Genomic DNA, 26,809 nt, shown 5'->3' on the forward strand with positions numbered 1-26,809 from the left:
CAGGAAAGCGAGTCAGCGGGTTAGCGAGTCAGCGCGAATCAAGCAGTGGCAGGTCGGGGTTTCAGCCAGAACTCGGCATCATGTTTGTTTTCGAAGGTGTCGAGTTCAGATTCGTGGCGCAAGGTGAGGCCGATGTCGTCGAGGCCGTTCAGCAGGCAGTATTTGCGGAAGGGGTCGATATCGAAGTGTGCGCTGAAGCCTTCGTCGTCGGTAATGGTCTGGGCTTCGAGGTTGATGGTGATCTTATGCGCGGGATTTTTTTCTGAACGGTGCATCAGGGTTTCCACGTCGGACTCGGGGAGGCGGACGAGGACCATGCCGTTCTTTCCTGCGTTGGAGAAGAAGATATCGGCGAAGCTGGGAGCGATGACGGCGAGGAAGCCGAAGTCGGTGAGGGCCCAGGCGGCGTGCTCGCGGGAGCTGCCGCAGCCGAAGTTTTTCCCGGCGATGAGGATCTTCGCGCCCTTGTGATTATTTTTGTTGAGGACGAAGGTCTGGTCGGGCTGGCCAGAGTTGGGGCCGTCCTGAATGCGGCGCCAGTCGTAGAAGAGGAAGTCGCCGTAGCCGGTGCGTTCGATGCGCTTGAGGAACTGCTTGGGAATGATCTGGTCGGTGTCGACGTTGGGGCGGTCGAGAGGGACGGCGTGGCTGGTGAGAACGTTGATGGGATGCATTAGTTTGGTTCTCCGGCGGCCCGTTGCGTTTTCAGCAGACGGGCGAGGGTGATGAAGGTGAGTAAAGCGAGAACAAATGGGCCATAGGTCTTCGAGGCGTCGTGCGCATAGATACCGACGAAGCCGTCGAAGAGCTGGATGAGGCCCATAACGAATGCGAGAGCTGCGAGAGCGGGCGTCGACCGCAGATTGATGGCAGCAAGAATGGCAAACGGCACGGCTACGCTGCGCGAGGCAGCGTAGAGTGCAGTAGTCTCCCACGGATTGTGAGCGAAGACCGCTGCCAAAGAAAAGCCAGCGCTGACAAGGGCACTAACACCGGTGATTGTGGCGCACCACCAGAATGCACGGCTTTGATTCTGGGAGATCATCGCGAGGAGCCTTCCGTTCGGTTCCAGTCGCGGATGTCTGTGAAATGGCCGACGATAGCGGCAGCGGCGGCCATCTCGGGTGAGACGAGGTGGGTACGGCCACCGCGGCCCTGGCGGCCTTCGAAGTTGCGATTGGAGGTCGAGGCGCAGCGCTCGCCGGGTGCGAGGATGTCGGGATTCATGCCGAGACACATGCTGCAGCCTGGTTCGCGCCATTCGAAGCCGGCGGTTTTGAAGATCGCGTCGAGACCCTCGGATTCGGCCTGGCGTTTGACGGCCTGCGAGCCGGGAACGACCATCGCGCGTACGGTCGATGCAATGTGATGTCCATCGACGATCTTCGCGGCGGCTCGAAGGTCCTCAATGCGCGCGTTGGTGCACGAGCCGAGAAAAACTGCGTCGATCTTGATCTGTTCTATTGGAGTGCCAGGCTTCAGGTCCATGTATTCGAGGGCGCGTTCGAAGGCTTTTTGGTCGGCCTCGCTGGCGGTGGGGTCGGGCAGGGGAACGGTCGATTTGACGCCGGTGACCATGCCGGGTGAGGTGCCCCAGCTTACGGTTGGGGTGATGTCGATGGCGGCGATGGTGAGTTCGCGATCGAAGATTGCTCCTGTGTCGGTTACAAGTTGGGACCAGTGCTGGACGGCTTCGTCCCACGCTGCCCCGGTCGGCGAGAAGCGGCGGCCCTTGAGATAGGCGAAGGTGGTGGCGTCGGGGGCGATCATTCCGGCGCGAGCACCGGCTTCGATGCTCATGTTGCAGATGGTCATGCGGCCTTCCATCGAGAGGGCGCGAATGGCGGAGCCGGCGTATTCGACGACGTAGCCGGTAGCGCCGGCGGTGCCGATCTCTCCGATGATGTGGAGGACGATGTCTTTGGCGGTGACGCCGTGGGGCAGTGTGCCTTCGACGTTGATGCGGAAGGTCTTTGGCTTGTCCTGTGGGAGAGTCTGGGTGGCCATGACGTGCTCGACTTCGCTGGTGCCGATACCGAAGGCAAGAGCGCCGAACGCGCCGTGGGTGCTGGTGTGCGAGTCGCCGCAGACGATGGTCATTCCGGGCTTGGTGAGGCCAAGCTCTGGGCCGATGATGTGGACGATGCCTTGCTCGGGCGACTGGACGTCGTAGAGTTCGACTCCGAAGTCGGCGCAGTTTTTGCGCAACGCCTCGATCTGCTTAGAGGCGATCTGGTCGACGATATGCAGGCGGTCCTCGATGCTGCTGGTGGGGACGTTGTGGTCTACCGTGGCGACGGTGCGGTCGGGGCGGCGCAGCTTGCGGCCTGCCATGCGGAGACCGTCGAAGGCCTGGGGGCTGGTGACCTCGTGGACGAGATGCAGGTCGATGTAGAGGATGCTGGGTTCACCCTGCGGCTCGGCGACGAGGTGCTGCTGCCATACTTTTTCGAAGAGTGTTTTGGGAGTATTCGACACTGTTATTTGGGGTGTGCTCATGGTTGTGCTTTCTGGTCATCCTGGGACTTGATGAAATCCTGGGGCTTGGTGAATGTGTTGGCTCCGATGGCTGCCGGCTGAATCTGATGAGGCGTGCCGTCGGGGTCGACGAGAATGGCGCGAGTGATCTGTTGAATGACGGTGCTGCCGGAGGGCGGTTGGGCGGTCCAGCGCGCGACGCTGTGAGTGAGCGCCGGGGGGATGTGGTCTGGGTCGATGGGATGGTTGGCGAAGACCCAGAGAGTGTACTCGGCGCCGGGTTCGCTTGGGGTTCTGCTGTCCTTGATCCAGTCGATGGCGGCGAAGGCAATGAGAGGATGGGGGAGGCCAAGGTCGACCCAGAGGAGGCCGCGCGCCGGGTTGAAGCGGAAGACACAGCCGGTGATCGAGAGATAACGGTTGTCGTCGGCGAGAACTTTGTCGGGGACTGATAGGAAGTCGAGTGCGGTCTCGTCGAGTGGTTTGTAGCCGGTCTTGGGACTGCCCCAGAAGGTTTGTGGAGCAGTGAGATATTGGGCCAGGAATGGCCGAAAGCGGGTATCGAGGACCAGTTGGGTCTCACGGCCGTCGGCTGGTGGGGGGCCGTATTGCCATAGCCATTCGACGTTTTCTTTTGGCTGCTTCTTGTCTCGCTTGATTTGTGGGGAAGAGATCTGCGCGTGCGCGGCCGGAGCTGCGAAGAGCAGCAGAGTGGCGGCGAGTTGGATGGCATGGCGCATCTTCATTTTGCTTAGCGACTGCGTCTGGGTTGATTGAACTGCCTTTGACTGAGCCACAGCAGACCGTTGACCAGAGGAAACATGATGATCGCCGTGATGAGGAGCGCCATCGGTGGTGCTCCCCGCAGCCAGCGATAGACCAACGCTACGGTGATTGCGAGGTTTGCCAGGGCCGTCTTGAATCTCAAACTCATGTCCTTTAGACGGCGTGCATGGCCTGCCGGCGGTCGATGGACTCGGCCAGGGCCTGGTGTACGAGCTTGCCCATCTCCTGCGTGCTGACTGGAGTTTGGCCGGGTTGCTGCCCGCGGGCGATGTCGGCGGTGCGGTAGCCGGCGTTGAGAACCTTGTTGACCGCTGCTTCGACGGCCTTGGCATCCTGCTCGAGATTGGCGGAGTGGCGGAGGACCATCGCGGCGGTAAGGATAGCGCCGAGTGGATTGGCTTTGCCGGTGCCGGCGATGTCGGGCGCGCTGCCGTGAACGGGCTCGTAGAGATTGACCGCGCCGCCGATGGTTGCCGACGGCAGCATGCCGAGGGAGCCGGTGATGACGCCAGCTTCGTCGGAGAGGATGTCGCCGAAGAGATTTTCGGTGAGTACGACGTCGAAGTTTCGGGGGATGTTCATGATGTGCATCGCCATCGAGTCGACGAGCTGGTGCTCCAGCGTCACGGCGGGATAGTCCTTTGCGACTTCGGTGACGGTGGCTCGCCAAAGCTGTGATACCTCGAGGACGTTGGCCTTGTCGACGGAGGTGACCTTCTGGCGGCGGTTGCTGGCGAGTTCGAAGGCTACGCGGGCTACACGTACGACCTCGTCGCGGGTGTAGCGCATGGTGTTGATGGCCTCGTTGCTCTCGCGGTCCCACCAGCGTGGGGCGCCGAAGTAGAGTCCGCCGAGGAGTTCGCGCACGAAGAGGATGTCGACGTCTTTGGTGACTTCGGGCCGCAGCGGGGAGCTTTCGCTGAGCGCGGTGTAGGCGATGGATGGACGCAGATTTGCGAAGCCTCCGAGAGCCTGTCGGATCTGTAGAAGACCAGCTTCGGGACGCTTGTCGGGAGGGAGCGCGTTGAACTTGTTGTCGCCAACGGCGCCGAGGAGGACGGCATCGCACTCCAGGGCAGCGTCGAGCGTGGCCGTGGGCAGGGGAGAACCGGTCTCAGTGATGGCGGTGCCGCCTATGAGACCTTCGACGAAGGTGAACTCATGTCCGCCCAGTTCAGCTACAGCGCGAAGAATATTTGTGGCTTGATGGGTTACTTCGGGGCCGATGCCGTCGCCGGCGAGAACTGCAATTTTGAGTCGCATGACGCTCTTTCCTTTTGCGTAGATCTAGTGCGTGGTAACGGAGGACTTGTCCGAATGCAGAAGACCGAGCAGATCCTGGTCGTAGATGGATTTTTTGCGGTCGGCGAGTTCGGTGAAGCGATGGTAGACGTCGTCAAGCTGCGTGCGTGTGAGCGAGTGTCCGAGTTCGGTGAGGCGTTGCTCGAGGAGGCGGCGGCCGCTGTGTTTGCCGAGCACCATGTTGGTTGCGGGGACGCCGACGGACTCGGGCGTCATGATCTCGTAGGTGAGCGGGTTGGCCATCATGCCGTGCTGGTGAATGCCGGACTCGTGCGCGAAGGCGTTGGCGCCTACGACGGCCTTATTGGGCGAGCAGCCGAAGCTGATGAATTCGGCGAGCATCTGGCTGGTGGGATAGAGCTGATTGAGTTTGATGTTGTTGGTGTAGGGCAGCTTGTCGCGGCGAACCATGAGGGCTGCGGCGATCTCTTCGAGTGCGGCGTTGCCGGCGCGCTCGCCGACGCCGTTGATGGTGCACTCGGCCTGACGGGCTCCAGCCTGAATGCCCGCGAGGGTGTTGGCGACGGCCATGCCCAGGTCGTTGTGGCAGTGGGTGGAGAGAATGACGTTGTCTTTGCCATCAGGACCAACGATGCCGGGGACCTTTGCGAAGAGCATTCGGAAGGTGGCGGCGTACTCGTCGGGCGTGGTGTAGCCGACGGTGTCGGGGATGTTGATGGTGGTGGCTCCGGCCTGAACGGCCACGGTCACGATCTCGACGAGAAAGTCCGGGTCGGTGCGCGTGGCATCCTCGGCGGAGAACTCGACGTCGTCGGCGAAAGTGCGGGCGAGACGGACGGACTCCGCCGCTTGATGGAGTGCCTCGGCGCGAGTGATCTTCAGCTTGGCTTCAAGGTGGAGGTCGGAGGAGGCGAGGAAGGTGTGGATGCGAGCCTTCTCGGCGGGCTCGATGGAACGGGCGGCGGCTTCGATGTCTTCGCGTTTGCAGCGGGCGAGGGAGGCGATGCGGGGGCCACGAACTTCGCGGGCGATCATGCGAATGGAGTCGGAGTCGCCCTGGCTGGCGATGGCGAAACCGGCCTCGAGGACGTCGACGCCGAGGTTTGCCAGCTGGTGGGCCATGCGCAACTTTTCGTCGTGGTGCATGGTGCAGCCGGGGGACTGTTCGCCGTCGCGGAGGGTGGTGTCGAAGAAGACGATTTGATTATGCGAGGACATTGGATTTGGCACTCTCGATCTGGACGTTATCATAATGCATGCTTATGATGGTTTGCAGGTTTATCAGAAATTCTAATTGAGACATTCAAGCGATAGATCTCGGCTGCACGGAGGTAAGGATTGGACTTAGTCCAGATGGAGACGTTTCTGGCGGTGGCAGAAGAGCGTAGTTTCTCGCGAGCGGCAGCACGCCTCCATCGTACTCAGCCAGCGGTGAGTCAGGCAATCGCCAAACTGGAGGGGGAGTTGGGAGAGGTGCTGTTTGAGCGCTCTTCGAGAGATGGAACGCTGACCGACGCGGGGGAGGTTTTGCGGGAGTATGCCTCTAAGTTGCTGAATCTGCGGAATGAGGCGGCGGGAGCGTTGACGGAGTTGCGGGAGCTTCACCGGGGCAGGCTGAACCTGGCGGCGAACGAGTACACCTGCCTTTATCTGCTGCCGCTGCTTGATGAGTTTCGGAGGCAGAACCCCAGGATCAAACTGGCGGTGCAGCGAACGCTGGCCAGCAGGATCTCGGACGAGGTGCTGATGCACTCTGTGGAGCTGGGAGTGCTCTCTTTTCGCCCGGACGACACCCAGGTGAAGTCGATGGTTGTGTACCGGGATGAGCTGGCTTTTGTGGTGAATCCGCGACATCCCCTGGCCGGGGCAGGGAAGGTGTCGATCCGGCAGCTTGGGGGGCAAAACTTTATTGCGCATAACATTCCGTCGCCGCAGCGGCAGAAGGTTATTCAGGCGTTCAAACGGCATAAGACTCCGTTGCAGATGGGGGTGGAGTTGCCATCGTTGGAGGCGATCAAGCGATTTGTCGAGATGGGGAATGGCGTGGCTCTGGTGCCGGGGCTGACGGTGCGTACCGAGCTTGAGAGCGGGGCGCTGGTGCGGGTTCAGGTGCCGGAGCTGCAGATAGAGCGCAAGCTGAGGCTGGTGTATCGCAGGCAGGCTAGCCTGTCGCATGCTGCGCTGGCCTTTCTCAACGTGGTGGAGGCCTATGCGGCGGCGCATGGCGATCCCTACTGCTTTCAGGCCGAACGGGGAGTGTAAATGGGGCTGTGAATTTTGCGAGACGGCGGAACCTTTGCAAAAAAAGAGCGTCTGTACGAGTAGATTGACCACCGGAGAAGCTCTTCCGGCAGATGCAGTATGAGAGTGAGAATCCGATGACGACACTATTTCGTAAACCAGTATTGCAAGTAGCTCTTCTGGCGCTATGCACCACGATGTTGAGCGCACTTCCCACGATGGCACAGGACCCGGCTCCGCCGCCCGCGCAGGATCAGGCGGGCCCACCGAATGGCGGCCATCGGGGGGCAGGTCAACGGGAGGAGCATCAGGTTGAATTCCTGACGAAGAAGCTCAACCTGACTCCTGATCAGGTGACCCAGGTGAAGGCGATCGACGACGATTCACGAACTCAGATGATGGCTTTGCGTCAGGACACCACGACTCCTCAGGCTGACAAGCGGGCGAAGATGATGGACATCCGCAAAGCCTCGCAGGCCAAGATACGCGCGATGTTGACCGACGATCAGAAGACGAAGTATGACGCTCTGCAGGCTCAGATGAAGGAGCGTAGAGAGAGTCGCGAGGGTGGACAGGGAGCGACTCCTCCTCCTCAGCCGCAATAAGGTGTCAGGCGAAAGGTGGGAATAGGGCCGGAGAGATGCAGATCCTCCGGCCCTTCTTGCGTCGGTAGTACAACTTCGGGCAGCGGTGCGGTTACAATGAAGAACAGTGATTACGGCGTGCCATAACTTTTGAAGCGCGTTGCCTGCGGGACAGCGTAGGAAGTTATGGGCGAATTCGAAGGGATCCAGCGAAGAATGAAGAAGACGATGTTGTTGTTGGGGGTGCTGACGCTATCTGCGGCAGCCGGTTATGCGCAGGAGAGCCGGCAGGACGTGAGCGTAAGCGGAAGCGCTGCGTTTGCCCCACAGATTACCGGGAACAGCGTGCAGAAAAACACAAGCACGACTATTGGACTGGTTGCCAGCTACCGCTATCTACTGACGCCGCGGAGCGGACTTGAAGTTAACTACGGATACCAACAAAACACGCAGTATTATCAGGTCTTCGGGAAGGCCAACGGCGGCATCCATACCCTGCAGCAGGAGTTCAGTGCCGCATATGTATTCAACCTGAACTTCAAGCACTTTAACCCGTTTCTTGAAGCTGGTCCGGGTGTAATGTTCTTCTCGCCGTTCAAGGATGCGGGATCGACCAACCTGGACGCTAAGCGGAATACAAATATCGGTGCTCTCTTTGGCGGCGGTGTAGCGTATGAGCTAAGCCCAAGCTTCGACATTCGGGCGGAGTATCGTGCTTTCCTGGTGAAGACTCCAACCTTCAGCCTTCCGGGCAATATCTTCAATACCAATCGCTATGAGGTTATCTCGACTCCTTCGATCGGCATTGCGTATCACTTCTAACAATTAGCAGCTTTAACAGGAGAAGCCCCGGCGTTGACCGGGGCTTCTCCTGTTTTGGCTTACGTGCGTCTGATCAAGAATCTTCTACCGGAAGCGATAGGCCGCACCCAGCGTGAGGATGTTGGGGGTAAGACTGGAGCCCGCGAAGCCAAACCATTGCTGGTATTCCCAGTCGGCGCGAACGTAGAGGTAGGGTTTTACCTTGTAATCGGTGCCAATACCGGCAGCTATAAGGTTATAGGCGAGGTTTGGGCGGAATCCGTCCGGGGTGACAGGGAAGTTGAATACGCCGCGCCCGTAGAGGACCTTGCCGTAAGGAACGAACCGGCGATATTCGCGAAAGTAACGGCCGCCGACCTCATAGGTCTTCTCATAGAGATCGTTCTGATCTTTGACGAAATGGAACTCGCCCGTTACCCCTATGTGAGGGAGAAAGTCGAAGTCAAAGTAGGCAGCGCCACCATTGAACCGATTTCCGTAGTCGGAGTCCGCGGTGGAGAAGCCGCCGCCGATCTTGAGATCTCCTGCGCGAGTTGCCGTAGGATTGGCCTGCGCGCTTAGCATGGATGCGGCCCCCAACAGGCCCAGGAAAAGAACAACCTTTGTCAGCACGTGCACTCCTGTCGAACAGCGTATTCCTTACCGCAGGCTGAATAGCGTAGCGACAGGACATTGAGGTAAAGCAACAACTTCATCATGAGACAAGCTCTCCGGCTAGCGCAAAGTATAAGCAACACCAAACGTGTAGGCGATAGGGGAAAGGCCATTGGGTTCAAAGCTGGGCCACTTCTGGAACTCAACATCGAAAGCGCGTACGTTGATGTGCCGAGTTACTCGCACATCCAGGCCGGCACCGGGCGCATATTGGAAATAGGTAAACGTTGCCGGCGTGTTAAAGCTGCCAGACTGGAAGCCGAAGCGGCCGACACCGAACAGGGCTTTGACGTAGGGCTCAAAGCGTTTGTGATGCCATTTGTAGCGCGGGCCCAGGAGGTAAGAGTTCTCGCTGATATCGCCGGGCGTGATGACCGAAATGTGAATGTCGCCTTCGACTCCCAGGTGTTGACCGATATCGTAGTTGCCGTAGATGGAGATTCCCTTAATATAATGCTGCGTATAGTCGGGGCTTATGAATGTTCCTGCGGCACCGATCTGTATCGCGGCAGTGCGAGAGGCGGTCGGGACGGCTTGCGCATGCGACCAGTGAGTCAGACTAAGGACGCAGGTGAAACAGCCAATAAGAATATGCCGCTTCAACAGTGTGCCTCCTTATCAAACAAAATTTGATGTATGCGCCGTGGCCTGGGAGCGGGCCCGAGACAGGAAAAGCGCGGACGGTCTGAATGACCAGGGTCCATCCACGCTCTCGGGTTTAGTTTTGTTGTGCGTTGGTTGGTGGAGGAGTGGCAGCCGGTGCTGCTGCGGCTGGTGCTGCGGTGTTGTCGGCAGGAGCTGCGGTCGCCGGTTGTGCGGCTGGAGCGGCTGCAGGTTCTGCGGGTGCCTTGTAGTAGCTAAGTTTCAAGTAGACCGGCTCAACCTCAAAAGGCATTTTATCGGCTGCTGTTAGGAGAGGCTCGAAGGCCGAGTGCAGGACGAATACCTGATCGGTCCAGGGGTCGAAGCGGAGGAAGCTGGCCAATGGCATTGCTGCCTGTTGTTTCAGATCCTTCATGTCCAGTTTGGGGCCCTTAGCCGTGATGGCCTGCATCCAGAAGGTAGGATCTGTGTCGCTCTTGACGAGACCGTCGCCGATCATCGGCTCGTTGAGCGCTTTCAAATTCTTAACTCGCTGTTGCAGTTGCTGGAGGTAAAGGCTGAAGTACTGCTGTCCGCCCTCGAGTTCCTTCGCATTGAGCAACTCCATCGCTTTCTTTGCTGCTGCCGCGTTGTCGGCGTCGGTGTGGTGCATCGGGATGCGGTTGAAGACCGTCGTAGAAGGGAAGAGCAGACGATCGTTGAAGGCATACTTGGTGTCGAGACGGTGAGCGAGAATGATGTGTGCAATCTGGAAGGCCAGGATCGCATTGAGGTTGCCCATCTGCTGCGCGCCGTCCTGAGTTACAACGCCAGTGGTATCGAGCAAGCTCTTTGAGATAACGATGGTATTGCCAATTGCGAGAGACTCCAGCGGTTCGGTCAGCAGTGTTCGGCAGCGTATCGGCCTGGAGAGTGTGATGTTGTTGTACGCCAGAATGTTGCCAGCAAGTGCTTCAAGAGTTTTGTCGAACTCGCTCGGCGCATCGAGCAAGCCAGCCTGGAAGAGACGCTCGACGATATTGTCCTCTGCCTGTTGGACCCAGGCGCGCTGGGCACCAAGAGGGCTGACGTCTTGTGCCTCGTTGCTGACGTCGGTTGCACCGACGACGTCCATCGAGGTGTTTTCGCTCTCTGGTGGCGGGACCTTCAGCACATAACCCCAGATGTGGTTAATGGCTTTGAACTTGAGAGTGCGGGAGACGCTCTTAGGATCGCTCTCTTCCACATAGAAGGAGGTCGGGAGCCAGAGATCGGGCTGGACGTTGGTCCGCCAGCTGTCAAAGTGATAGAACTCCTTCTGATCTTCCTGGGTACCGGCGAAGTCACCGTTGAAGCGAACCACGTTTCCGCTTCGCGCCTCGATCCAGATGCGGCCGAAGAAGCGACCGAAGGACTTCTTGCCTTCAATCGGGGTTACGTCGAAGACCGCCGTCGGAGTGTTGCCGAGGAAGTCGTTGCGTACGTAGCCGAAGGTGTAATGCTGACGATCGAAGCTGTTGGAGTCCATCAGCAGCATCTGCACGAAGCCGGACTCGTGGAAGTTCAGGTGCAGGCTGTTGCCGAGGCCACCGACGAAAGAGACGGAGTGCTTGAAGAAGCCAAGTTTGCCGTCGTTGCTGGAGCCCTTTGAGGTCTCCTTGTTGACCGCATAAGAGTTGTCGCCGATGACGCTTTTGAAGTCGACGCGGCTGAGGAAGTGCTCATCAGATTCTGGAACCTGACCCAGAAGGGGATCCGGCTTCATCGTCTGGATGTAGGTCTCCACGAGAGGAGCCCGCTCTTTGACCGTCTTGACGATGACCTTTTCACGGGCAATCGCCTTGTCGATCAGCGCGTTCTGCGCAGCGGTCGGCTTGCGTGTAGTGGAGAGGTCCTCATCCATCTTCTTCTTTTTGCCAGGATGTAGGATGCCTGCTCCAGCGGGGAGAGTGGTTGCGACTAGAAGTGCCAGCAGCAGACCGGCGGTAGACTGTTTCCCGAGAATCATGATTTACGGCTCCTACGGTGACCCCTGGGGTCAGCCTGATTATGGACTAGATGCTATTTCATGCTGCGACAACGTAACAAAAAATGTTTCTTATCCGGCGAGTTGGAAAGCTACATTGACAACACCTTCCCAATCGATCGGATGCCCCGATGCGTCTGTTGCGGGTTGAAAGCGGGTGGCCTGTACGGCGTGAATGGCAGAGTCGCCAAGGCCGTGGCCGAGATCGCTGGTTACGCCAAGAACCTGGACAGCGCCTGAGGAAGAGACACGGAGCCTGACTGTGACGACGCCTTCAATATGAAGATTGCGTGCCTCTTCGGTGTACGCTGGCTTAGGTTTGAAGAGAACTTTGGGTGCAGACTTGGCTGTTGCTGTGGACGGACCTGCAGGCTTCGGCATTGGCGGAGGGGTGTTCTGGCCGAGATTGACGACGCCGGCGGTGCGACCTGGGGCATTCATTGGTCCGGTGCCGCCAGTGACTCCAAGCTTGACGCCGACAACACCAGCCGAGGCGTTGTCTCTGCCGTGCATATTCTGACTGCCGGGTGAACCGGAACCAAGATTGACAACTGTTGATTGCGCGCCCATGCCGTTATTTGAAGCTGGCATCCCAGACATTCCCTTGTTGCCAAGGTTGATAGCTGTTGTAGAAGGGCGATTCGATGGTGCGATTGGGTTGGTCTGCGAGCCGAGGGCGACAGCAGTGGGATGGGGAGAGTTGTTGATCAACGCAGCGGGCTGGGCCTGGGCGAGGCTGACGACCTTGGGAGCCGGCGGAGGCTGAACCAGCTTGGGAGGTGCAGGAAGAACGACCGGCATCGGCTGCGCCATCTTGATCTCAGGCGGCTTGGGGACATCGGGCAGCTTTACGTCGGGCAGCTTGATTTTTGGAGGCTCGACCTTGACCACTGGGGGGGGCGGAAGTTTTGGCGGCTTGATCTTGATCGGAGGCGGCTCATCGGGCTTCTTCATCGGAATCGGCTCGGTCAACTCCGTGAGTTTGTGCCTGGTGTCGATCGTCTTCTTCGCCGCCGCGCCGATGATGATGGCGCAGAGCGCAAGCACAACGTTCAGAGCGATGGAGGTGAAGAGCGAGGACTTGCTCTGGTTGCCGTCGTTCAGGACGCCGAAGTGTGCGAATTGCATATTCTGCGGTGTGGGATCATCACTGCGAAGCGGCTTTGCCATAAAAGTCCTTGAAGTGCCTCGTAGATCGAGGGCGGGAGAGTTACACCAGTACTGTCATGGAAACAGAACCGATGCGAAGGAGGAATAACTCCGAGGTGCTATGCCGGAGCGCCATAGGGTGATTCGAACCTTGTTTTGACTCAATGCAACTTTTGACATCACCAAGGGGAGTTTGGAACGCTGTGTCGGCCCGACTTAACAGACGCAAGCGACGAAGGAAAAGGTTGTAGCAGGCGCCGTGCTTCGGGGAGGTGTCTCTTCTTTTCAGGGCCGGGGCTCTGCTCTTCTCTTACTGCAAGTATAGTGCCGTAAGCGTAAGTGATTGACACTGGCACTTTTGTGGTATCCAAGAAGGGTACTAGGAGACGAATGAATGAAGATTCTGATAACAGGCGGAGCGGGTTATATCGGCGGTACGGTAGCGCGGATTTTGCTGGCTGAAGGCCATGCCATCACAGTGTTCGATAACCTTTGTCATAGCAAGCGCTCGGCGGTTGCTGAAAACACCACATTTATCGAGGGCGATATAGCGGATCGGCCTCTGATCGAAAAGACTCTCCGCGAGGGGCGTTTTGATGGGGTGATGAACTTCGCGGCCTTGATTGAAGCCGGCGAAAGCATGAAGCGTCCCGAGATCTATTTCAGAAACAATACTGCGGCAACCTTGACCCTTCTTGAGGCGATGCTGGCTACGGGACACGACCGACTGGTCTTCAGTTCCACCGCTGCCTGTTATGGGGAGCCCGAGAAGACGCCGATTCTCGAGGACGCCAAACTGCAGCCCACCAATCCCTATGGCGAGAGCAAGTTGCTTGTAGAGCATATGCTTCGATGGATGAACCTCATCCACGGGTTCAAGTACGCAAGCCTGCGCTACTTCAACGTTGCTGGAGCCGTTGAGGGGTACGGGGAGGCGCATGAACCTGAGTCGCACCTGATTCCGCTGATTCTCGATGTGGCGCTTGGGAGGCGGGCGAACATTAAAATCTTCGGGCGTGACTACCCGACCAAGGATGGAACCTGCATCCGCGATTACATTCATGTTCGCGATCTGGCCGAGGCGCATCTCCTGGCCCTGAAAGCGCTCAGTGACTCGAACAGCAAGCTGATCTACAACATTGGCAATGGACAGGGATTCAGCGTTCTTGAGGTCATTGAATCGGCGCGTCGGGTTACGGGCAGGCCCATTGCTGTCGAGGAGTGCGAACGCAGACTGGGCGATCCGGCAGTTCTCGTGGCAGGTTCGGCGAAGATCAAGGCTGAATTGGGGTGGACGCCTGAGTACGCAGAGTTGGATCGGATTATGGCCAGCGCCTGGGAGTGGCATCAGAAGCGGTATGCGTAGCAATGTTTCGAGCGGGCGGCGAGCGTGGAGTTGCGCGCCGCCGTCCCGCTTTTTGATGTTGCGATGGGGTAGGAGGAGAACACTTTGATCGAGAGCATGTTTCATCTGCATCTGCCGCTGCTGGAGAAGATTCTCAGGCCGGCGATTGTCTACGTGTTCCTTATCGGCTTTTTGCGGTTGTTCGGCAAGCGGGAGCTCGCGCAGTTGAACCCATTCGATTTGGTGGTGCTACTGAGCCTCTCGAACACTGTGCAGAACGCCATGATTGGCGATGACAACTCAGTATCCGGGGGGATCATCGGCGCGTTTTCGCTGCTGACAATTAATTGGGTGCTGTCGCGCCTTCTCTTCAATATGCCGAAGCTGAACCAGGCCTTCGAAGGGTCTCCGTCGGTGTTGATTCGTCATGGAGTGGTCGATTGGGAGGAAGCCAAACGTGAAGCGCTCACGGAGCTTGAGCTGCGATCTGTGCTCCACAAGCAGGGATTCAACGACTTCAGCGAGGTGGAGAAGTGTGTTCTTGAGCCGAACGGAAACTTCTATCTCGAGGGGATCAAGTCGATGAGTGATGATGCGCAACGGGCGGAGTTGAGAAAGGCAATCGAGGAGTTGCATCTCGAGGTTAAGCAGATGCGTAACGAACTGGCGGGGCGGGGAGCGTTGCCGATTTGAGTCAGGGGACTTTCTCTCATCGATGGTTTGCGATGATTAGGAGTTTGCTGAGTGCTTCTCAAGCGCTTTTGTGTAGCGCGCCGGTGGGGTTGGAAGTTGGGAGTCGCGTACGGCCGCGCGGTATCCTCCCATGTAAATCGAGTACATTACCGCCAGCGCACAACCCACCCCGAAAGCGAAGCCAAGAAAGAAGCCGATTAATGATGGCCAGTAAAAATTCACGATAGTTGGAGTCTACAGCGGCCAGCCATTTAGGGTTCAGTACAAACCAGCGTTCGACAACGGAAGTGTGCGATGCAAACATGGCAGCGAATCACCTCACTCTCCCTTCTTTGCTCCGCTGTCGGAGCCGATTCTCCGTACCGGGTTACGGCGATGACTGACGCTGCAGTCGCATTGTGCAACAAAGAACTGACGCCGATTGAGTGGGGCATTGAGTTGGTTTCGGCGTCAGCTTGTGTGATTTGGTTCGCTAAGGGATGGTGAAGTTATGCTCGAGTTACTTTGCTGGAACAGTGGGCGTGGGAGTGGAGGCAGCGAAGATCTTCAGGGCGTTTTTTACGGTGTAGTCAAGCCCCCATGCTGTGGGGATGATGACGATGATCCAAGCCGCTGCGATTAGAAGTGGGGAGGATTTTTTGACGTTCGTGGAATCTGCCATGAGAGGACTCCTGAGTCTGGTAACGGGCGGATGCTGCGAGGGCCTCCGCCGGTGAGGTTAGTGGGCAGCCCCGGCGGGGACGACGACGTTCTGGTCTTTCAGCCAATACTTCTCGGCGACCGGCCGCACCATCAGGTTTGCCAGAAAGCCGACGACCAGCAGACCGCACATGATATGCAGGATGAGCGGGTAGGCTTCCTGCTTGTTCATGTGGTTTTCGACATAGTGGTCGAGGATGCCGTTGACGATGAGCGGGCCGATAATTCCGGCAGCCGACCACGCGGTGAGCAGACGTCCGTGGATGGCAGAGACGTTGTAGCCTCCGAAGAGATCCTTCAGGTAAGCCGGAATGGTGGCGAAGCCTCCGCCGTACATCGAAATGACGAGCGCGGCGATTGCGACAAAGAGCGGAATCGAGTCGATCTTGTCCTGCCGTGAGAAGGGAAGAAAGAAGTAGAGAATGGCGCCGAGTGTGAAAAAAGTGAAGTAGGTTCCTTTGCGCCCGATGAAGTCCGAGACCGAAGCCCAGAGAAATCGGCCGGCCATGTTGAAGATGCTCAGAATCCCTACGAAACCGACGGCGGCTGCGGGGCTGATCTGGCCCTTGAAGAGATCCTGAATCATGGGCGCTGCCTGCTCCAGGATGCCGATGCCGGCTGTGACGTTGACGAACAGCATGACCCAGAGCAACCAGAACTGTGGCGTCTTCCAGGCCTCGGTGACGGCGACGTTATGACTCGAAATCAGCGCGGAGTGGTTGACCGACGGCACCCATCCGTCAGGCTTCCAGCCGGTTGGCGGGACGCGTATGGTGAAGACGCCGAACATCATGAAGATGAAGTAAAGGACGCCCATGGTGACCATGGTGTAGGGAATTGAGGGCTGGCCGGCGGCTTTGAAGTGAGCCATCAGATTGCTGGCAAGTGGTCCGCCGATCATTGCGCCGCCGCCGAAGCCCATGATGGCGAGGCCAGTAGCCAGGCCCGGACGGTCAGGGAACCACTTGATCAGCGTGGATACCGGGGAGATATATCCCAATCCAAGACCGATTCCACCGACGACGCCATATCCCAGATAGATCAAAGCTAGTTGATGCGTGCTGGCTCCAAGCGAGGCGATGATGAAGCCTGCGCCGAAGCAGATTGCGGCATAGAACATGGCACGACGAGGGCCGGCCTTCTCGAGCCACGCCCCGAACAGTGCGGCCGAGATACCCAGGAAGGCGATCGCGATTGAGAAGATATAGCCGACTTCCTTGAGATTCCAGGCGGAGCCATCGGCTGCGTGCAGAGCCAGGAGAGGATTCTTGAAGACGGAGAAGGAGTAAACCTGCCCGATGGAGAGATGGATTGCAAGGGCTGCGGGTGGGACCAGCCATCGGCTGTATCCTGCGGGGGCTACAGAGCGGTCACGATCGAGAAAAGCCAGGGCCATTGAGAACCTCAGGAGTTGATAGGTCGTACATCGTCGAACAAAAGGCAACTACGAGCGGCAAATTTCATGAATGTCTAGATGCGCAAACCACCATACATGATTCGAATGGCATCGATATCATCAAAATGTAACAGCGGGTTGCTCGGGTTGAGTTGTATAGGGTACCTTCACCTTGCTGGACGAAATCATGGAGGATTGTGCGGGAGATGTCTGAAGAGAGTACGGATCTGGATTCAAGTCTGCGAGAGAACCGCGTATTTCCGCCGCCGCCGGAGTTTGCCGCGAAGGCTCATGTAAAGAGTCTTGAGCAGTACGAGGCGATGTACAGGCACAGCGTGGATCACCCGGAGGAGTTCTGGGCCGAAGCCGCTCACGAGCTTGAATGGTTCACGCCGTGGACCAGGGTGATGGACGGCGAAGGGGCACATGCAAAGTGGTTTGTCGGGGGCAAACTCAACCTCTCACATAACTGTGTCGATCGTCATGCTCTGGGAGACCGCAAGGATAAAGTCGCGTTGTTGTGGGAAGGCGAGCCGGGCGAGGTCCGCAAGCTAACGTTTGGGGAGTTGCATGAGCAGGTGCAGCGCTTCGCAAATGTCTTGAAGTCGCTGGGGATCCGACGGGGCGACCGAGTTGCGATCTACATGGGTATGGCACCAGAGCTTGCGATTGCGTTGCTTGCCTGCGCGCGAATTGGTGCGGTGCACTCTGTGATCTTTGGCGGCTTTGCGGCTCATGCTATTTCGGACCGCGTCAATGACTCCGGCTGCGTCGCCATCATTACGCAGGACACGAGCTATCGTCGTGGTTCCGAGGTGCAGTTGAAAGCAATTGTCGATGAGGCGCTGGAGAAGTGTTCCACGGTCAAGCATGTCGTCGTCTTCCGCCGCTCGGGCTCTGCGGTCAAGATGCAGCCTGGCCGCGATCTGTGGTGGCACGAGGAGATGGAAAAAGCTTCGGCGGAGTGCGCTGCGGAGTGGATGGACTCAGAGGACCCGCTGTATCTGCTCTACACCTCCGGAACTACCGGCAAGCCGAAAGGTTTGCTGCATACTACCGGCGGCTACGCTGTCCAGACCTGTCTCACCAGCAAATACATCTTCGATCTCCGCGATGATGATGTGTACTGGTGCACCGCAGACATTGGCTGGGTTACAGGGCATAGCTATGTTGTCTATGGCCCACTGCAGAACGGCGCGACCGTAATGATGTATGAGGGCGCACCCAACTGGCCGGAGTGCGACCGTTTCTGGAAGATCATCGACGACCACAAGGTAACTGTGTTCTACACTGCTCCGACGGCGATTCGGGCCTTCACAAAGTGGGGGAACGAATGGGTAAAGAAGCACTCTCTTGACTCTCTGCGGCTGTTGGGCACGGTAGGCGAGCCTATCAATCCCGAGTCGTGGATGTGGTACCACCGCATGATCGGCAAGGAGCGCTGCCCCATCGTTGACACCTACTGGCAGACCGAAACTGGGGCCATCATGATCGCTCCAGTTCCCGGGGCTGTGGCAACCAAGCCGGGCTCAGCCACAAGACCATTTTTTGGAATTATTCCCGAGGTGGTTACAAAAGAAGGCAAACCTGTTCCCGATGGCCACGGGGGACTTCTGGTTGTACGCAAGCCCTGGCCTTCCATGGCTCGAACCATCTATGGCGATCAGGCACGCTACGAGGTGGCTTACTGGAGCGAGGTTCCGGGCAGCTACTTTACCGGCGACGGCGCGCGCCGCGATGCGGATGGGTACTTCTGGTTGATGGGACGCGTCGATGATGTCATCAACGTCAGCGGCCATCGACTAGGCACGATGGAGGTAGAGTCGGCGCTCGTCGCCCATCCGAAGGTTGCGGAGGCGGCTGCGGTCGGCAGGCCCCACGAGATGAAGGGGCAGGCGATTGCCGTATTTGTCACGCTGGAAGGTGGTCACGAGCCCAGTGAGGAGCTGCGGCAGGAGTTGCGTCAATGGGTCGCGAAAGAGATCGGCGCGCTGGCCCGGCCGGACGATCTGACCTTCACCCAGGCTCTGCCGAAGACACGCAGTGGGAAGATTATGCGGCGTTTGCTGCGCGAACTCGCAACCACCGGCGAGGTGAAGGGCGATACCACTACGCTTGAAGACTTCACCGTGATCGCGAAGCTGCGCGAGGGCGATGAGTGACGGGCCTCTAACGCAGGTTGGTGCTGGGTTTGGTGGGGAGAGTGAAGTGGAAGATGGTGCCTTGGTCGGGCGCGCTGGTGGCCCAGATGCGTCCGCGGTGCTGGTTGATGATGCTGCGACAGATTGCGAGGCCGAGGCCTGTGCCACCCATCGCGCGTGAGTCCGAGGCATCGCCTTGCTGAAAGCGGTCGAAGATGTGTTCGAGCTTATCGGCGGGGATGCCTCGACCCTGATCGCGAACCTCGATCAGCGCTTCATTCTCGTCGAGATTGCGCGCTGTAAGGTGGATCTCGCTGCCCTCGGGGGAGAACTTGATCGCGTTTGAGATGAGATTGTTCAGTGTCTGCAGAATGCGGTCGGGATCGGCCCAGACGTTGACGCCATGGGCGGCGAAGAAGATGCGGATGTTCGGGCGAGGAGAGCGTGTCTGTTGAACGCCGGCGGCTCGTCGCAGCAGATCTTCGGCGCTGCACATTGTCGAATGCAGTTCTGTCTTACCGCTGCTGATGCGCTCGAGATCGAGAATATCGTTTACCAGACGCACGAGCCGGTCGGAGTTGCTGATGGCGATCTCGAGCATCTGCTGGGTCTTCTCCGGTCGACTGGTGAGCGCACCTCCGGCGAGCAGGCCAAGCGCTCCACGAAGCGAGGTAAGCGGTGTGCGAAGCTCGTGGGAGACCGTGGAGATGAACTCGTCTTTCATGCGGTCGAGGGCGCGGCGCTCTGTTGTATCGGTGAATGCGACAACGACACCTAGAGCTTTGAGTCCGTTCGAGTCGGGAGACTGCGAGTCGATCTGCGGTCTCGCGACATACTCCACCGGGAAGCAGCTGCCGTCTTTGCGCCAGAAGATCTCGTTCGAGATGCGGACGGTTGCGAAGTTGGTGAGGCTCTTACGGATCGGTGAGTCGGCGGAGGCGTAAGGCGCGCCGTCTGCGCGTGTGTGGTGGATCAGCTGATGCATGTTGCGGCCCAGCATCTCCTCCTGCTTGTAGCCGAGCATCTGAGCTGCGGCGGAGTTGACGACCGTCACCTTGCCTTCGAGATCGATGCCGTAGATACCGTCGCCGACCGACTCAAGGATGGAGTCGGATTGCCGTGTGAGAGTGCGAAGCCTGCCTTCTGCGCGAACCTGCTCGCTGATGTCAACGCCGAAGCCGAGAACGTATGGTGCGCGTCCGGGCACGACGATCAGCTTGTTCCGGTAAGCGACCACGCGCATATCTCCGTCGCTGTGGGAGAGGTGGAGGAGGCCCTGTGCTTCTCCCGTCTCGCCTATCTTCTTCAGGTAGGCGGGCATCGCGGCCTTTCTGTCGGGCACGATAAATTCCTCGAGATTGTGCCCGTTCATCTCCTCGATCGTGCGTCCCAGCGTCTCGGCGCCGTGGGTGTTGATGGACAGAAGTGTTCCGCGCAGGTCGTGGGTGCAGACCATACCCAGCGACCCTTCGACGAGTTGGCGGTAACGCGCTTCACTCTCGCGCAGGGTGGCTTCGGCAGCGCGTTGCGTGGTCACGTCGATGCCGGTTGCAATGATGAACGCAACCTGACCCTGCGTGTCGGTCAGTGCGGTCGCGGACCACGCGATGCGTCGTATGCTGCCGTCACGGTTGAGCCATTGATTCTCGTACGCGGCAGGGAAGTGACCGGAGCGTAGACGTTCGAAGGTCTCAATGGCTTCGGGAATCTCCTGGCGCGGGATCAGCTTGTCCCACGCGTAGCGGCCCACAAGGGTGGGGAAGTCGTAACCCGACGCGTTCTCGCACGCGCGATTGAAACGGACGATTCGACCGGCCGGATCGAATACGGCGACCAGTGCGCCTACGGTATCGAGAACCGCCGAGACGAAGTTTCGCTCCACGGTGAGAGCGGACTCTACGCGCTGGCGTGAACGAGCTGCGCGGTCCATCTGTCGGATGCGGCCGTTGAGCTCCAGACGTGTGATGACCTGGCGGCTGAGGACGCTGAGCGCCGAGGACTGAGCCGTGGTCAGCATGCGGGGATGACGGTCCAGCACGAGCAAGGCTCCAATACTTACTCCGCCGGGAGTTGTCAGTGGTGCGCCTGCGTAAAACCGGTAGAGACCGCCCTCGATAAGAATGCCATCGGGAGCGTAGTCGGGGTCGTTGCGTGCGTCGGAGATCTCGTAGACTGTGTCGCCGAGGATAGTGGTCTCGCAGGGCAGGCTGCCGAGCGCAACGTCCTGCGAGTCGATGCCAAAACGGGAGCGTAGCCAGATGCGATCCGAACCGATCAACGAGATAGCGGCGACTGGTGTGTCACAGATCTGGGCAGCCAGGTTTGTCAGGTCGTCCAGGATGGGATCGGGCGCAGAGTTGAGCACCTCATATTGGTTGAGGGCCTCGATTCGCAACGCTTCGTCTTTGACCAGGAGAGCATTCATTTCAACAGTTCGATCGTAGGGTATGTGCAAAGGGTTGCGCACTCCTACTTTTGTTGCAGCAATGATTTACGGCTTTGGAAGGGTGCAACACTCCCCCGTTGCAGGTGGCTCGTCGGCACTCGCGTCCAGGGCGACTTTCCACGTGCCGTTGGGTAACTTCCTCCATACGGTGAAGTAGCGGCCCGAGATCACTACGGGCTCGCCATTTTTGTCTTTACTACGGCCTTCATAGTGTCCCCAGGTAAATCCCATGTCGTTGGAAGGGCCCATCTGGGCACCCTGCGGAGTCCAGCTCAGCTGATAAGTCTTTGGGTCCCATTGGGCCTGTGCGGCGATAGCGGTGCGGCCAAGAATTGCCGGCTTCCCGTTGTTGAGAGTCACTCCGTCTTCTGCGAACCAGCTGCCGAAGGCTTTGCCACCGCCTTCGGCAACCGCCTGCGAAAAGCGGCCTTCTAGTTCGAGCAATACCAGAGCCCCAGGCGTAAGTGTCGGTTGGGACAGCGGGTTGGAGACGATCCCGGGACTCTGTGCCAGGGAGTCGAAACCGGAGGTGGCAATGATCGCTGATCCGGCAGTGCTTTGAGCGAGCAAAGGAGAAATCAAGGGAGAAGATGCGATAGCGCAAAACAAGATGCTGTTGAAGGTTACGCGTAGCATAGTGTGTATGCTACCAGCGCTCGAAAAGGGTATGGAGAGCATTTGCTTTCTGTTGAAGACTGGTATTCTTCGCACCTGATGTTAAAGACGAACTTTGAGCGCTTTCTGTTGCTTGCGTCTGCGATTTTCCTCTCTGCCGGAATCTCGCTGGGGTTGATTCGTGGTCCCGTCGTTCACCATGCGGGAGTCACCCTGCGATGTGTCGCCATCGTGCTCCTGGCTCTGTTTGCACTCCAGCGCCGCTCCCTTACGCCGTGGATCTTTGTTGCGATGGTGGCGGGGGCCGAGCTCGGCTTCGATGCGCCCGCGCTGGCGATCAGCCTCCGCGTCTTCAGCGACATCTTTTTGCGGCTGATCAAGACCATCGTCGCGCCGCTGATTCTCGCGACATTGGTGACCGGCATCACCGGTCATGGTGACCTCAAGAGCGTGGGCCGGATGGGGATCAAGAGCCTGATCTACTTCGAAGTCGTCACTACGCTGGCGCTGGTCATCGGTCTTGCGGCGATCAACCTGAGCCATGCCGGAGTGGGTCTCTCTCTGCCTCCGGCTACCTTCAGCGAGACGATCGCATCGCCACCGCCTACTCACTGGCAGGATTTTCTGCTCCACGTCTTTCCGGAGAATATCGCCAAGTCCGTCGCCGAAGGTCAGATCCTCCAGGTGGCTGTCTTCGCGGTTTTTTTCGGGATCGCGCTGGCAAGCCTCGATGAGAAGAAACGTACTCCGGTTTTGCATCTGTTCGAGAGCTTAAGCGAGGTCATGTTCAAGTTCACCAATGTTGTCATGTACTTTGCGCCCATCGGAGTAGGAGCAGCGATGGCCTTCACCGTCGGCCAGATGGGCCTTGGAGTGCTGGTGAATTTAGGTAAACTTCTCCTGACGCTGTACGGCGCGTTGGTAGGCTTCGGCCTTCTCGTTTTGCTGCCGGCGGCACTGCTCTTCCGTGTGCCCGTTCGGCGATTCCTCGCGGCTGTTGCGGAGCCTGCGACGATTGCCTTCGCCACCTCCACCAGCGAGGCGGCCCTTCCACGCGCGATGGAGTCGATGGAGGCTCTTGGCGTCCCTCGCCGAATTGTCGCGTTCGTCATCCCTGCGGGCTACAGCTTCAACCTGGACGGCTCGACGCTTTATCTTGCGGTTGCCAGTATCTTCGTGGCGCAGGCAGCGGGAGTTCATCTTTCGCTTGGCCAGCAACTTCTAATGATGGTGACTCTCATGCTGACCAGCAAAGGAGTCGCGGGTGTTCCGCGTGCAACGCTGGTCATCCTGCTTGCGACGGCGGCCACCTTCCGCCTGCCTACCGAGCCGATCTTTGTCATCCTCGGCATCGACGCGATTGCCGATATGGCCCGCACGGCCGTCAATGTTGTTGGAAACTGCCTCGCCAGTGTCGTAGTAGCCAAGTGGGAGGGAGAGTTCGGCACTGAGCCGATCTCGCCAGTGGTTTTGGAAGGTATGGCCGAGTGACCGGATCCTGAAATCCAAAGAGCCTGAACTCCAAAGTAAAACAGCAGGTGCCGAAGCACCCGCTACGCTTGCAGAGAAGCCTTTGCCGTGATTACATCGCTGGAGGGTGATGCGGATCGATGTGTTCCTTGTCGACTGCCTTTTTCGCGGCTACAGGTCTGGACTTCACCGCGCCGTTCGGGTTGACCGAGTCACGCAGTTCCTTCGACGGCTTGAAGAAGGGAACCCGTTTCGCCGGAACATCGACTTTGGCTCCAGTCTTAGGGTTTCGGCCCGTTCGGGCATTTCGCTGACGGGTCCGGAAGCTTCCGAAGCCGCGAATCTCGATCTTGTCACCGGTTTTCAAAGCTCCGATGACAGCATCGAAGAGCGTATCGACGATAACCTCCCCGTCACGGCGGGTCAGGTCTCCAAGGGCGGTCACTTTATCAACAAGGTCGGCTTTAGTCATAGTGGGTTCCTTTCGTACTGGGGGGAGGGCGATAGGGGCCGGGGAAAGCAATCCGTTGTTGTTGATTGTAGACGGGATGGAGGCTAAAAGGTTGTGCAAGAAGTCAAAAGAATGAGTGCAGTGAACATTGGCCATATGATGCAAAATCCGGCCTTCCGGTCGAAGGATCAACAAAAAAGAGCCCCATTATTTCGGGGCTCTGTCGTGTCCTGACAGTATCTTAGCGAGGTAAAGACTGAAGGACCGTACCTTACTTCCACATAAAGTAAAAACCGGGAGCATGGTTCAGCATTTGGCTGGGGTTCGGGAACAGGTCTTCGCCGTCGTCGGCGAGCAGTGCAAACAGCCCTCGTTTATTTTTTGCCGGGCGCACCACATTTGGTTCCCCGGAGATTCCTGCCTCCCTGGCAGTCTCCATGAGAGCCACTCGGTAGCCGCCGACCTTGTCGATCAAGCCAAGTGGAAGTGATTGCTGCCCCGTCCACACCTGGCCGGTCGCCAGCGGTTTGATCTTCTCGTCCGAGGTATGACGCCCCGTCGCGACGTCATGCACAAACTGCGTGTACATGTTGTCTACCAGAGACTGAAAGTAGGCCTGTTCCTTGGGAGTGAGGTCGCGGCTCGGGTCGCCTGCGTCCTTCAACTCTCCGGCGTGGATGACCACGTTCTTCAACTTGGCCCAGCGCAGCAGGTCACCGTAGTTGGTCCATTCCATGATCACTCCAATTGATCCGACAACCGAGGCATCGTTGGCATAAATCCTGTCGCAGGCGCTGGCGATGTAATACGCCCCTGACGCGCCCACCGACTCGATCGAGGCGATGACTTTCTTATGGTTCTCCTGCCGTACCCGGAGGACCTCGTGGTAGATCTCCTGCGAGGCAGCGGCACCGCCGCCGGGCGAGTTGATGTGGAGAAGAATGGCCTTTACCGACGAGTCATCCCCAAACTTGCGCAGCTGACTGTCGATGGTTTCAGGAGACAGGATCGCACCCGAGATGTCGATTACGGCGATGCTGTTCGAAGCTAATCCCAGGCCAGCCGAACTTCCGGTGACCGAACGTGCCGTGATCCAGACCATGAACGTGACGAGTAGAAATACTGCGGCCAGGGAGCCGGCGATGATCCCGATGTAAAACCACGCGGAGCGTTGGCGCGGAGGCGGGAAGCCTTGTCGTGGCGGATAAGGATAGGCGGGAGGATAGGCAGGAGTTTGTGTGTAGGGAAACGATGGCGGCGGCGGTGGGGGTGTTGAAAAGTCTTCCGGCATGCTGTGGAGTTTAGCAGGAGACTCGATGGCGGTGGAGTCGCGGTTCGAGCACCGAGGAGGAGGGAGAAATGCAGGCAAAGTGAAAAATAGAGCCAAAGGAGGCAGTTCACGCGTCAAACATTGCAGTATGATAAATCGCGGCACCCTCCGCATATCTCTTTGCAATCAGTAATTGAAAGAAAGTCTGGCGATCGCTATGGCACATCCACAGTTGAGTATCGTAATTCCGGCATACAACGAGAGCGCTCGTATCGAGCATGCTCTGGATAGGGTGCTGTCGTGTGTCGCGGAACAGGGTTGGGATGCGGAGGTGCTGGTCGTCGACGACGGTTCAACCGATGATACCGCTGCCATAGTGCAACGTTGGATGACGGAGCATCCGCGGCTTCACCTAGTGCAGAATCCCGGCAATCGCGGCAAAGGCTACTCTGTGCGTAATGGCCTTCTCCAGGCCGCAGGTGAGATAGTCATGTTCACGGACGCTGATCTCTCGGCTCCGATGGAAGAGGCCGAACGCCTTATCGCCGCTCTGAACGATGGGGCAGATGTGGCAATCGGCTCCCGCTGGCTGGACCGGACCCGTCAGACGATCCACCAACCGCTCTACCGGCAGTTCTTCGGCCGCTGTTTCAATTGGGTCACTCGTACCGTCATGGGCCTGCCATTCAAAGACACGCAGTGCGGTTTCAAGGCGTTCAAGCGCTCCGCAGCTCAGGTCATCTTTCGGCTGCAGACCATCGAACGCTGGGGCTTTGACCCCGAGATCCTGTTCATCGCCCGCAAGCTGAAGTATGTCATCCGCGAGGTCCCGGTTACGTGGGGTCATGACGAACGCAGCCGCATGAGCTACCTGAAAGACGGCATCAAGATGTTGGAAGACATGGCACGCATTCGCGGTAACTTCATGGCCGGCCGGTATGACAAGGCCATCGCCGCTATGAAGGACACCAGCGCGATGGTGACTCCCCAGGTAGAGCAGGTTGTCAAGGTCAGCAGCGCTGAAGTCCGCTAGATCCCCTATGTGAGTGCTTCGTTCGAGGGTTATTGCTCAGTGCGGTCGATCGGGGTGAAATCAAACCCGACAAAAAAGCGCTATCACGCACGTTTTGGCGTACGGAGCTTTTGGGATTTCTCTAAGTTGTTGATTTTATGGTGGGCACAGCAGGATTCGAACCTACGACTTCCACCGTGTGAATCGACTATTTCATTGTCTTTCAAGCACTTACAGGACTCCGGTGCTGCCTACCTAAGCTCCTGTAAGTTCGTCGACGCTCAAGAATCGGCGTATCGCACAACGTATCGCGTTAGCCGAAGCTAAGGGAAGGCGGCCGCGTAACAGTTTGAACGATGACGAAAAGCGCGTTTTCCGTTACTAATCCTCTAACCGACCTCAGCCCAATCTCAATAAGAGTGCGTTGGCCTGAAGTCATCAATCCAGCGGGAGCAGGCAGATCGCTACCGCAAGCTGACTTATAAGGACCGCGCTATGCGGACCTTTCGGTCATTCACTTCGCACCCAATAGGATGGGTTCAGTTTCAAGGAGCTTCAAGGACTTCACCATTTCTGCAGTACCGCTTTTGTACTTTTTAAAATGCGGAGATTGGAGATGTGTTTCATAAGCGGCCGCGTTCGCGTAGATCTCGAACAGCCTGATCTGTGTCGGGTGATCCTTTACG

The 26,809-nt window shown here is 58.2% G+C and carries 26 protein-coding genes; 8 read left to right on the forward strand and 18 right to left on the reverse strand.

Features of this window, described 5'->3' with window-relative positions; all coding sequences use genetic code 11:
• Window positions 1–38: 38 nt before the first annotated feature.
• From leuD to HDF09_RS13360, 7 genes are read right to left on the reverse strand one after another with little or no spacing between them, the layout of a single operon-like run.
• Window positions 39–674, reverse strand: a complete 636-nt coding sequence (gene leuD / locus HDF09_RS13330; RefSeq protein WP_183767027.1) for a 3-isopropylmalate dehydratase small subunit — start codon at window positions 672–674, stop codon at window positions 39–41.
• A complete protein-coding gene (locus tag HDF09_RS13335; protein WP_183767030.1) occupies window positions 674–1,045 on the reverse strand; it encodes a hypothetical protein in 372 nt (123 codons plus the stop codon). Before HDF09_RS13335 ends, leuD begins: the two co-directional genes overlap by 1 nt.
• Complete coding sequence (gene leuC, locus HDF09_RS13340) at window positions 1,042–2,499, reverse strand: 3-isopropylmalate dehydratase large subunit (protein WP_183767032.1); 1,458 nt, start codon at window positions 2,497–2,499, stop codon at window positions 1,042–1,044. Before leuC ends, HDF09_RS13335 begins: the two co-directional genes overlap by 4 nt.
• Window positions 2,496–3,218 (reverse strand): hypothetical protein, encoded by a 723-nt coding sequence (locus HDF09_RS13345; RefSeq protein WP_260181293.1) that lies wholly within the window; start codon window positions 3,216–3,218, stop codon window positions 2,496–2,498. The genes leuC and HDF09_RS13345 overlap by 4 nt, the downstream gene beginning before the upstream one ends.
• Window positions 3,219–3,229: 11 nt before the next feature.
• Window positions 3,230–3,406, reverse strand: coding sequence for a hypothetical protein (locus HDF09_RS13350; protein WP_221270132.1), 177 nt, complete (start codon window positions 3,404–3,406; stop codon window positions 3,230–3,232).
• A gap of 11 nt (window positions 3,407–3,417) precedes the next feature.
• Window positions 3,418–4,527, reverse strand: a complete 1,110-nt coding sequence (gene leuB / locus HDF09_RS13355; protein WP_183767039.1) for a 3-isopropylmalate dehydrogenase — start codon at window positions 4,525–4,527, stop codon at window positions 3,418–3,420.
• Window positions 4,528–4,551: 24 nt separating this feature from the next.
• Window positions 4,552–5,745 carry a 2-isopropylmalate synthase gene (locus tag HDF09_RS13360; RefSeq protein ID WP_183767041.1) on the reverse strand — a complete coding sequence of 398 codons (1,194 nt, stop codon included), beginning with the start codon at window positions 5,743–5,745 and terminating at the stop codon, window positions 4,552–4,554.
• A 120-nt stretch (window positions 5,746–5,865) separates the two neighbouring features.
• Between HDF09_RS13360 and HDF09_RS13365 the strand changes: the two genes are divergently transcribed.
• From HDF09_RS13365 to HDF09_RS13375, 3 genes are all read left to right on the forward strand, one after another.
• Window positions 5,866–6,789: a LysR family transcriptional regulator gene (locus HDF09_RS13365; RefSeq protein WP_183767043.1), complete on the forward strand. Its 924-nt coding sequence runs from the start codon at window positions 5,866–5,868 to the stop codon at window positions 6,787–6,789.
• A gap of 116 nt (window positions 6,790–6,905) precedes the next feature.
• Complete coding sequence (locus HDF09_RS13370) at window positions 6,906–7,373, forward strand: Spy/CpxP family protein refolding chaperone (protein WP_183767045.1); 468 nt, start codon at window positions 6,906–6,908, stop codon at window positions 7,371–7,373.
• Window positions 7,374–7,568: 195 nt separating this feature from the next.
• Window positions 7,569–8,174 carry an acyloxyacyl hydrolase gene (locus tag HDF09_RS13375; RefSeq protein WP_183767047.1) on the forward strand — a complete coding sequence of 202 codons (606 nt, stop codon included), beginning with the start codon at window positions 7,569–7,571 and terminating at the stop codon, window positions 8,172–8,174.
• 84 nt (window positions 8,175–8,258) lie between these two features.
• Here the strand turns inward: HDF09_RS13375 and HDF09_RS13380 are convergent, their stop codons facing one another.
• The 4 genes from HDF09_RS13380 to HDF09_RS13395 form a co-directional block, all read right to left on the reverse strand.
• Window positions 8,259–8,786, reverse strand: coding sequence for an outer membrane beta-barrel protein (locus tag HDF09_RS13380; RefSeq protein ID WP_183767049.1), 528 nt, complete (start codon window positions 8,784–8,786; stop codon window positions 8,259–8,261).
• Window positions 8,787–8,888: 102 nt separating this feature from the next.
• Window positions 8,889–9,431, reverse strand: a complete 543-nt coding sequence (locus HDF09_RS13385; RefSeq protein WP_183767051.1) for an outer membrane beta-barrel protein — start codon at window positions 9,429–9,431, stop codon at window positions 8,889–8,891.
• 115 nt (window positions 9,432–9,546) lie between these two features.
• Entirely contained in the window at window positions 9,547–11,418 is a 1,872-nt protein-coding gene (locus HDF09_RS13390; RefSeq protein WP_183767053.1) for a hypothetical protein, read from the reverse strand.
• Window positions 11,419–11,508: 90 nt separating this feature from the next.
• A complete protein-coding gene (locus tag HDF09_RS13395; protein WP_183767055.1) occupies window positions 11,509–12,606 on the reverse strand; it encodes an energy transducer TonB in 1,098 nt (365 codons plus the stop codon).
• Window positions 12,607–12,979: 373 nt separating this feature from the next.
• Here HDF09_RS13395 and galE point away from each other — a divergent pair, with 373 nt between their 5' ends.
• Entirely contained in the window at window positions 12,980–13,951 is a 972-nt protein-coding gene (gene galE, locus HDF09_RS13400; protein WP_183767058.1) for a UDP-glucose 4-epimerase GalE, read from the forward strand.
• Between the two features lie 84 nt (window positions 13,952–14,035).
• Window positions 14,036–14,623 carry a DUF421 domain-containing protein gene (locus tag HDF09_RS13405; RefSeq protein WP_183767060.1) on the forward strand — a complete coding sequence of 196 codons (588 nt, stop codon included), beginning with the start codon at window positions 14,036–14,038 and terminating at the stop codon, window positions 14,621–14,623.
• 499 nt (window positions 14,624–15,122) lie between these two features.
• Here HDF09_RS13405 and HDF09_RS13410 read toward each other — a convergent pair whose 3' ends face one another.
• Together HDF09_RS13410 and HDF09_RS13415 are read right to left on the reverse strand one after the other, a co-directional pair.
• Complete coding sequence (locus HDF09_RS13410) at window positions 15,123–15,284, reverse strand: MFS transporter small subunit (RefSeq protein WP_183767062.1); 162 nt, start codon at window positions 15,282–15,284, stop codon at window positions 15,123–15,125.
• 57 nt (window positions 15,285–15,341) lie between these two features.
• Complete coding sequence (locus HDF09_RS13415) at window positions 15,342–16,718, reverse strand: L-lactate MFS transporter (RefSeq protein ID WP_183767065.1); 1,377 nt, start codon at window positions 16,716–16,718, stop codon at window positions 15,342–15,344.
• A gap of 206 nt (window positions 16,719–16,924) precedes the next feature.
• Here HDF09_RS13415 and acs point away from each other — a divergent pair, with 206 nt between their 5' ends.
• On the forward strand, window positions 16,925–18,880 hold the full coding sequence (gene acs / locus HDF09_RS13420; protein ID WP_183767067.1) for an acetate--CoA ligase: 1,956 nt from the start codon (window positions 16,925–16,927) through the stop codon (window positions 18,878–18,880).
• 7 nt (window positions 18,881–18,887) lie between these two features.
• Here the strand turns inward: acs and HDF09_RS13425 are convergent, their stop codons facing one another.
• Together HDF09_RS13425 and HDF09_RS13430 are read right to left on the reverse strand one after the other, a co-directional pair.
• Window positions 18,888–21,284, reverse strand: a complete 2,397-nt coding sequence (locus HDF09_RS13425) for a PAS domain S-box protein (RefSeq protein WP_183767069.1) — start codon at window positions 21,282–21,284, stop codon at window positions 18,888–18,890.
• 66 nt (window positions 21,285–21,350) lie between these two features.
• Window positions 21,351–21,875, reverse strand: a complete 525-nt coding sequence (locus HDF09_RS13430) for a YybH family protein (RefSeq protein ID WP_260181294.1) — start codon at window positions 21,873–21,875, stop codon at window positions 21,351–21,353.
• A gap of 144 nt (window positions 21,876–22,019) precedes the next feature.
• Between HDF09_RS13430 and HDF09_RS13435 the strand changes: the two genes are divergently transcribed.
• The gene (locus HDF09_RS13435; RefSeq protein WP_183767219.1) at window positions 22,020–23,411 is read left to right on the forward strand and encodes a dicarboxylate/amino acid:cation symporter; all 1,392 of its coding nucleotides are present in this window, start codon (window positions 22,020–22,022) and stop codon (window positions 23,409–23,411) included.
• 91 nt (window positions 23,412–23,502) lie between these two features.
• Here HDF09_RS13435 and HDF09_RS13440 read toward each other — a convergent pair whose 3' ends face one another.
• Both HDF09_RS13440 and sppA read right to left on the reverse strand, forming a co-directional pair.
• On the reverse strand, window positions 23,503–23,862 hold the full coding sequence (locus HDF09_RS13440; protein ID WP_183767073.1) for an HU family DNA-binding protein: 360 nt from the start codon (window positions 23,860–23,862) through the stop codon (window positions 23,503–23,505).
• 250 nt (window positions 23,863–24,112) lie between these two features.
• A complete protein-coding gene (sppA, locus tag HDF09_RS13445) occupies window positions 24,113–25,132 on the reverse strand; it encodes a signal peptide peptidase SppA (RefSeq protein WP_183767075.1) in 1,020 nt (339 codons plus the stop codon).
• 196 nt (window positions 25,133–25,328) lie between these two features.
• Here sppA and HDF09_RS13450 point away from each other — a divergent pair, with 196 nt between their 5' ends.
• Window positions 25,329–26,144, forward strand: a complete 816-nt coding sequence (locus HDF09_RS13450; protein WP_183767077.1) for a dolichyl-phosphate beta-glucosyltransferase — start codon at window positions 25,329–25,331, stop codon at window positions 26,142–26,144.
• A gap of 493 nt (window positions 26,145–26,637) precedes the next feature.
• Here HDF09_RS13450 and HDF09_RS21365 read toward each other — a convergent pair whose 3' ends face one another.
• On the reverse strand, window positions 26,638–26,787 hold the full coding sequence (locus HDF09_RS21365) for a putative quinol monooxygenase (RefSeq protein WP_406704696.1): 150 nt from the start codon (window positions 26,785–26,787) through the stop codon (window positions 26,638–26,640).
• Window positions 26,788–26,809: the final 22 nt, after the last annotated feature.

It is taken from the genome of Edaphobacter lichenicola (genome assembly GCF_014201315.1).
Classification (GTDB): Bacteria; Acidobacteriota; Terriglobia; order Terriglobales; family Acidobacteriaceae; genus Edaphobacter; species Edaphobacter lichenicola_B.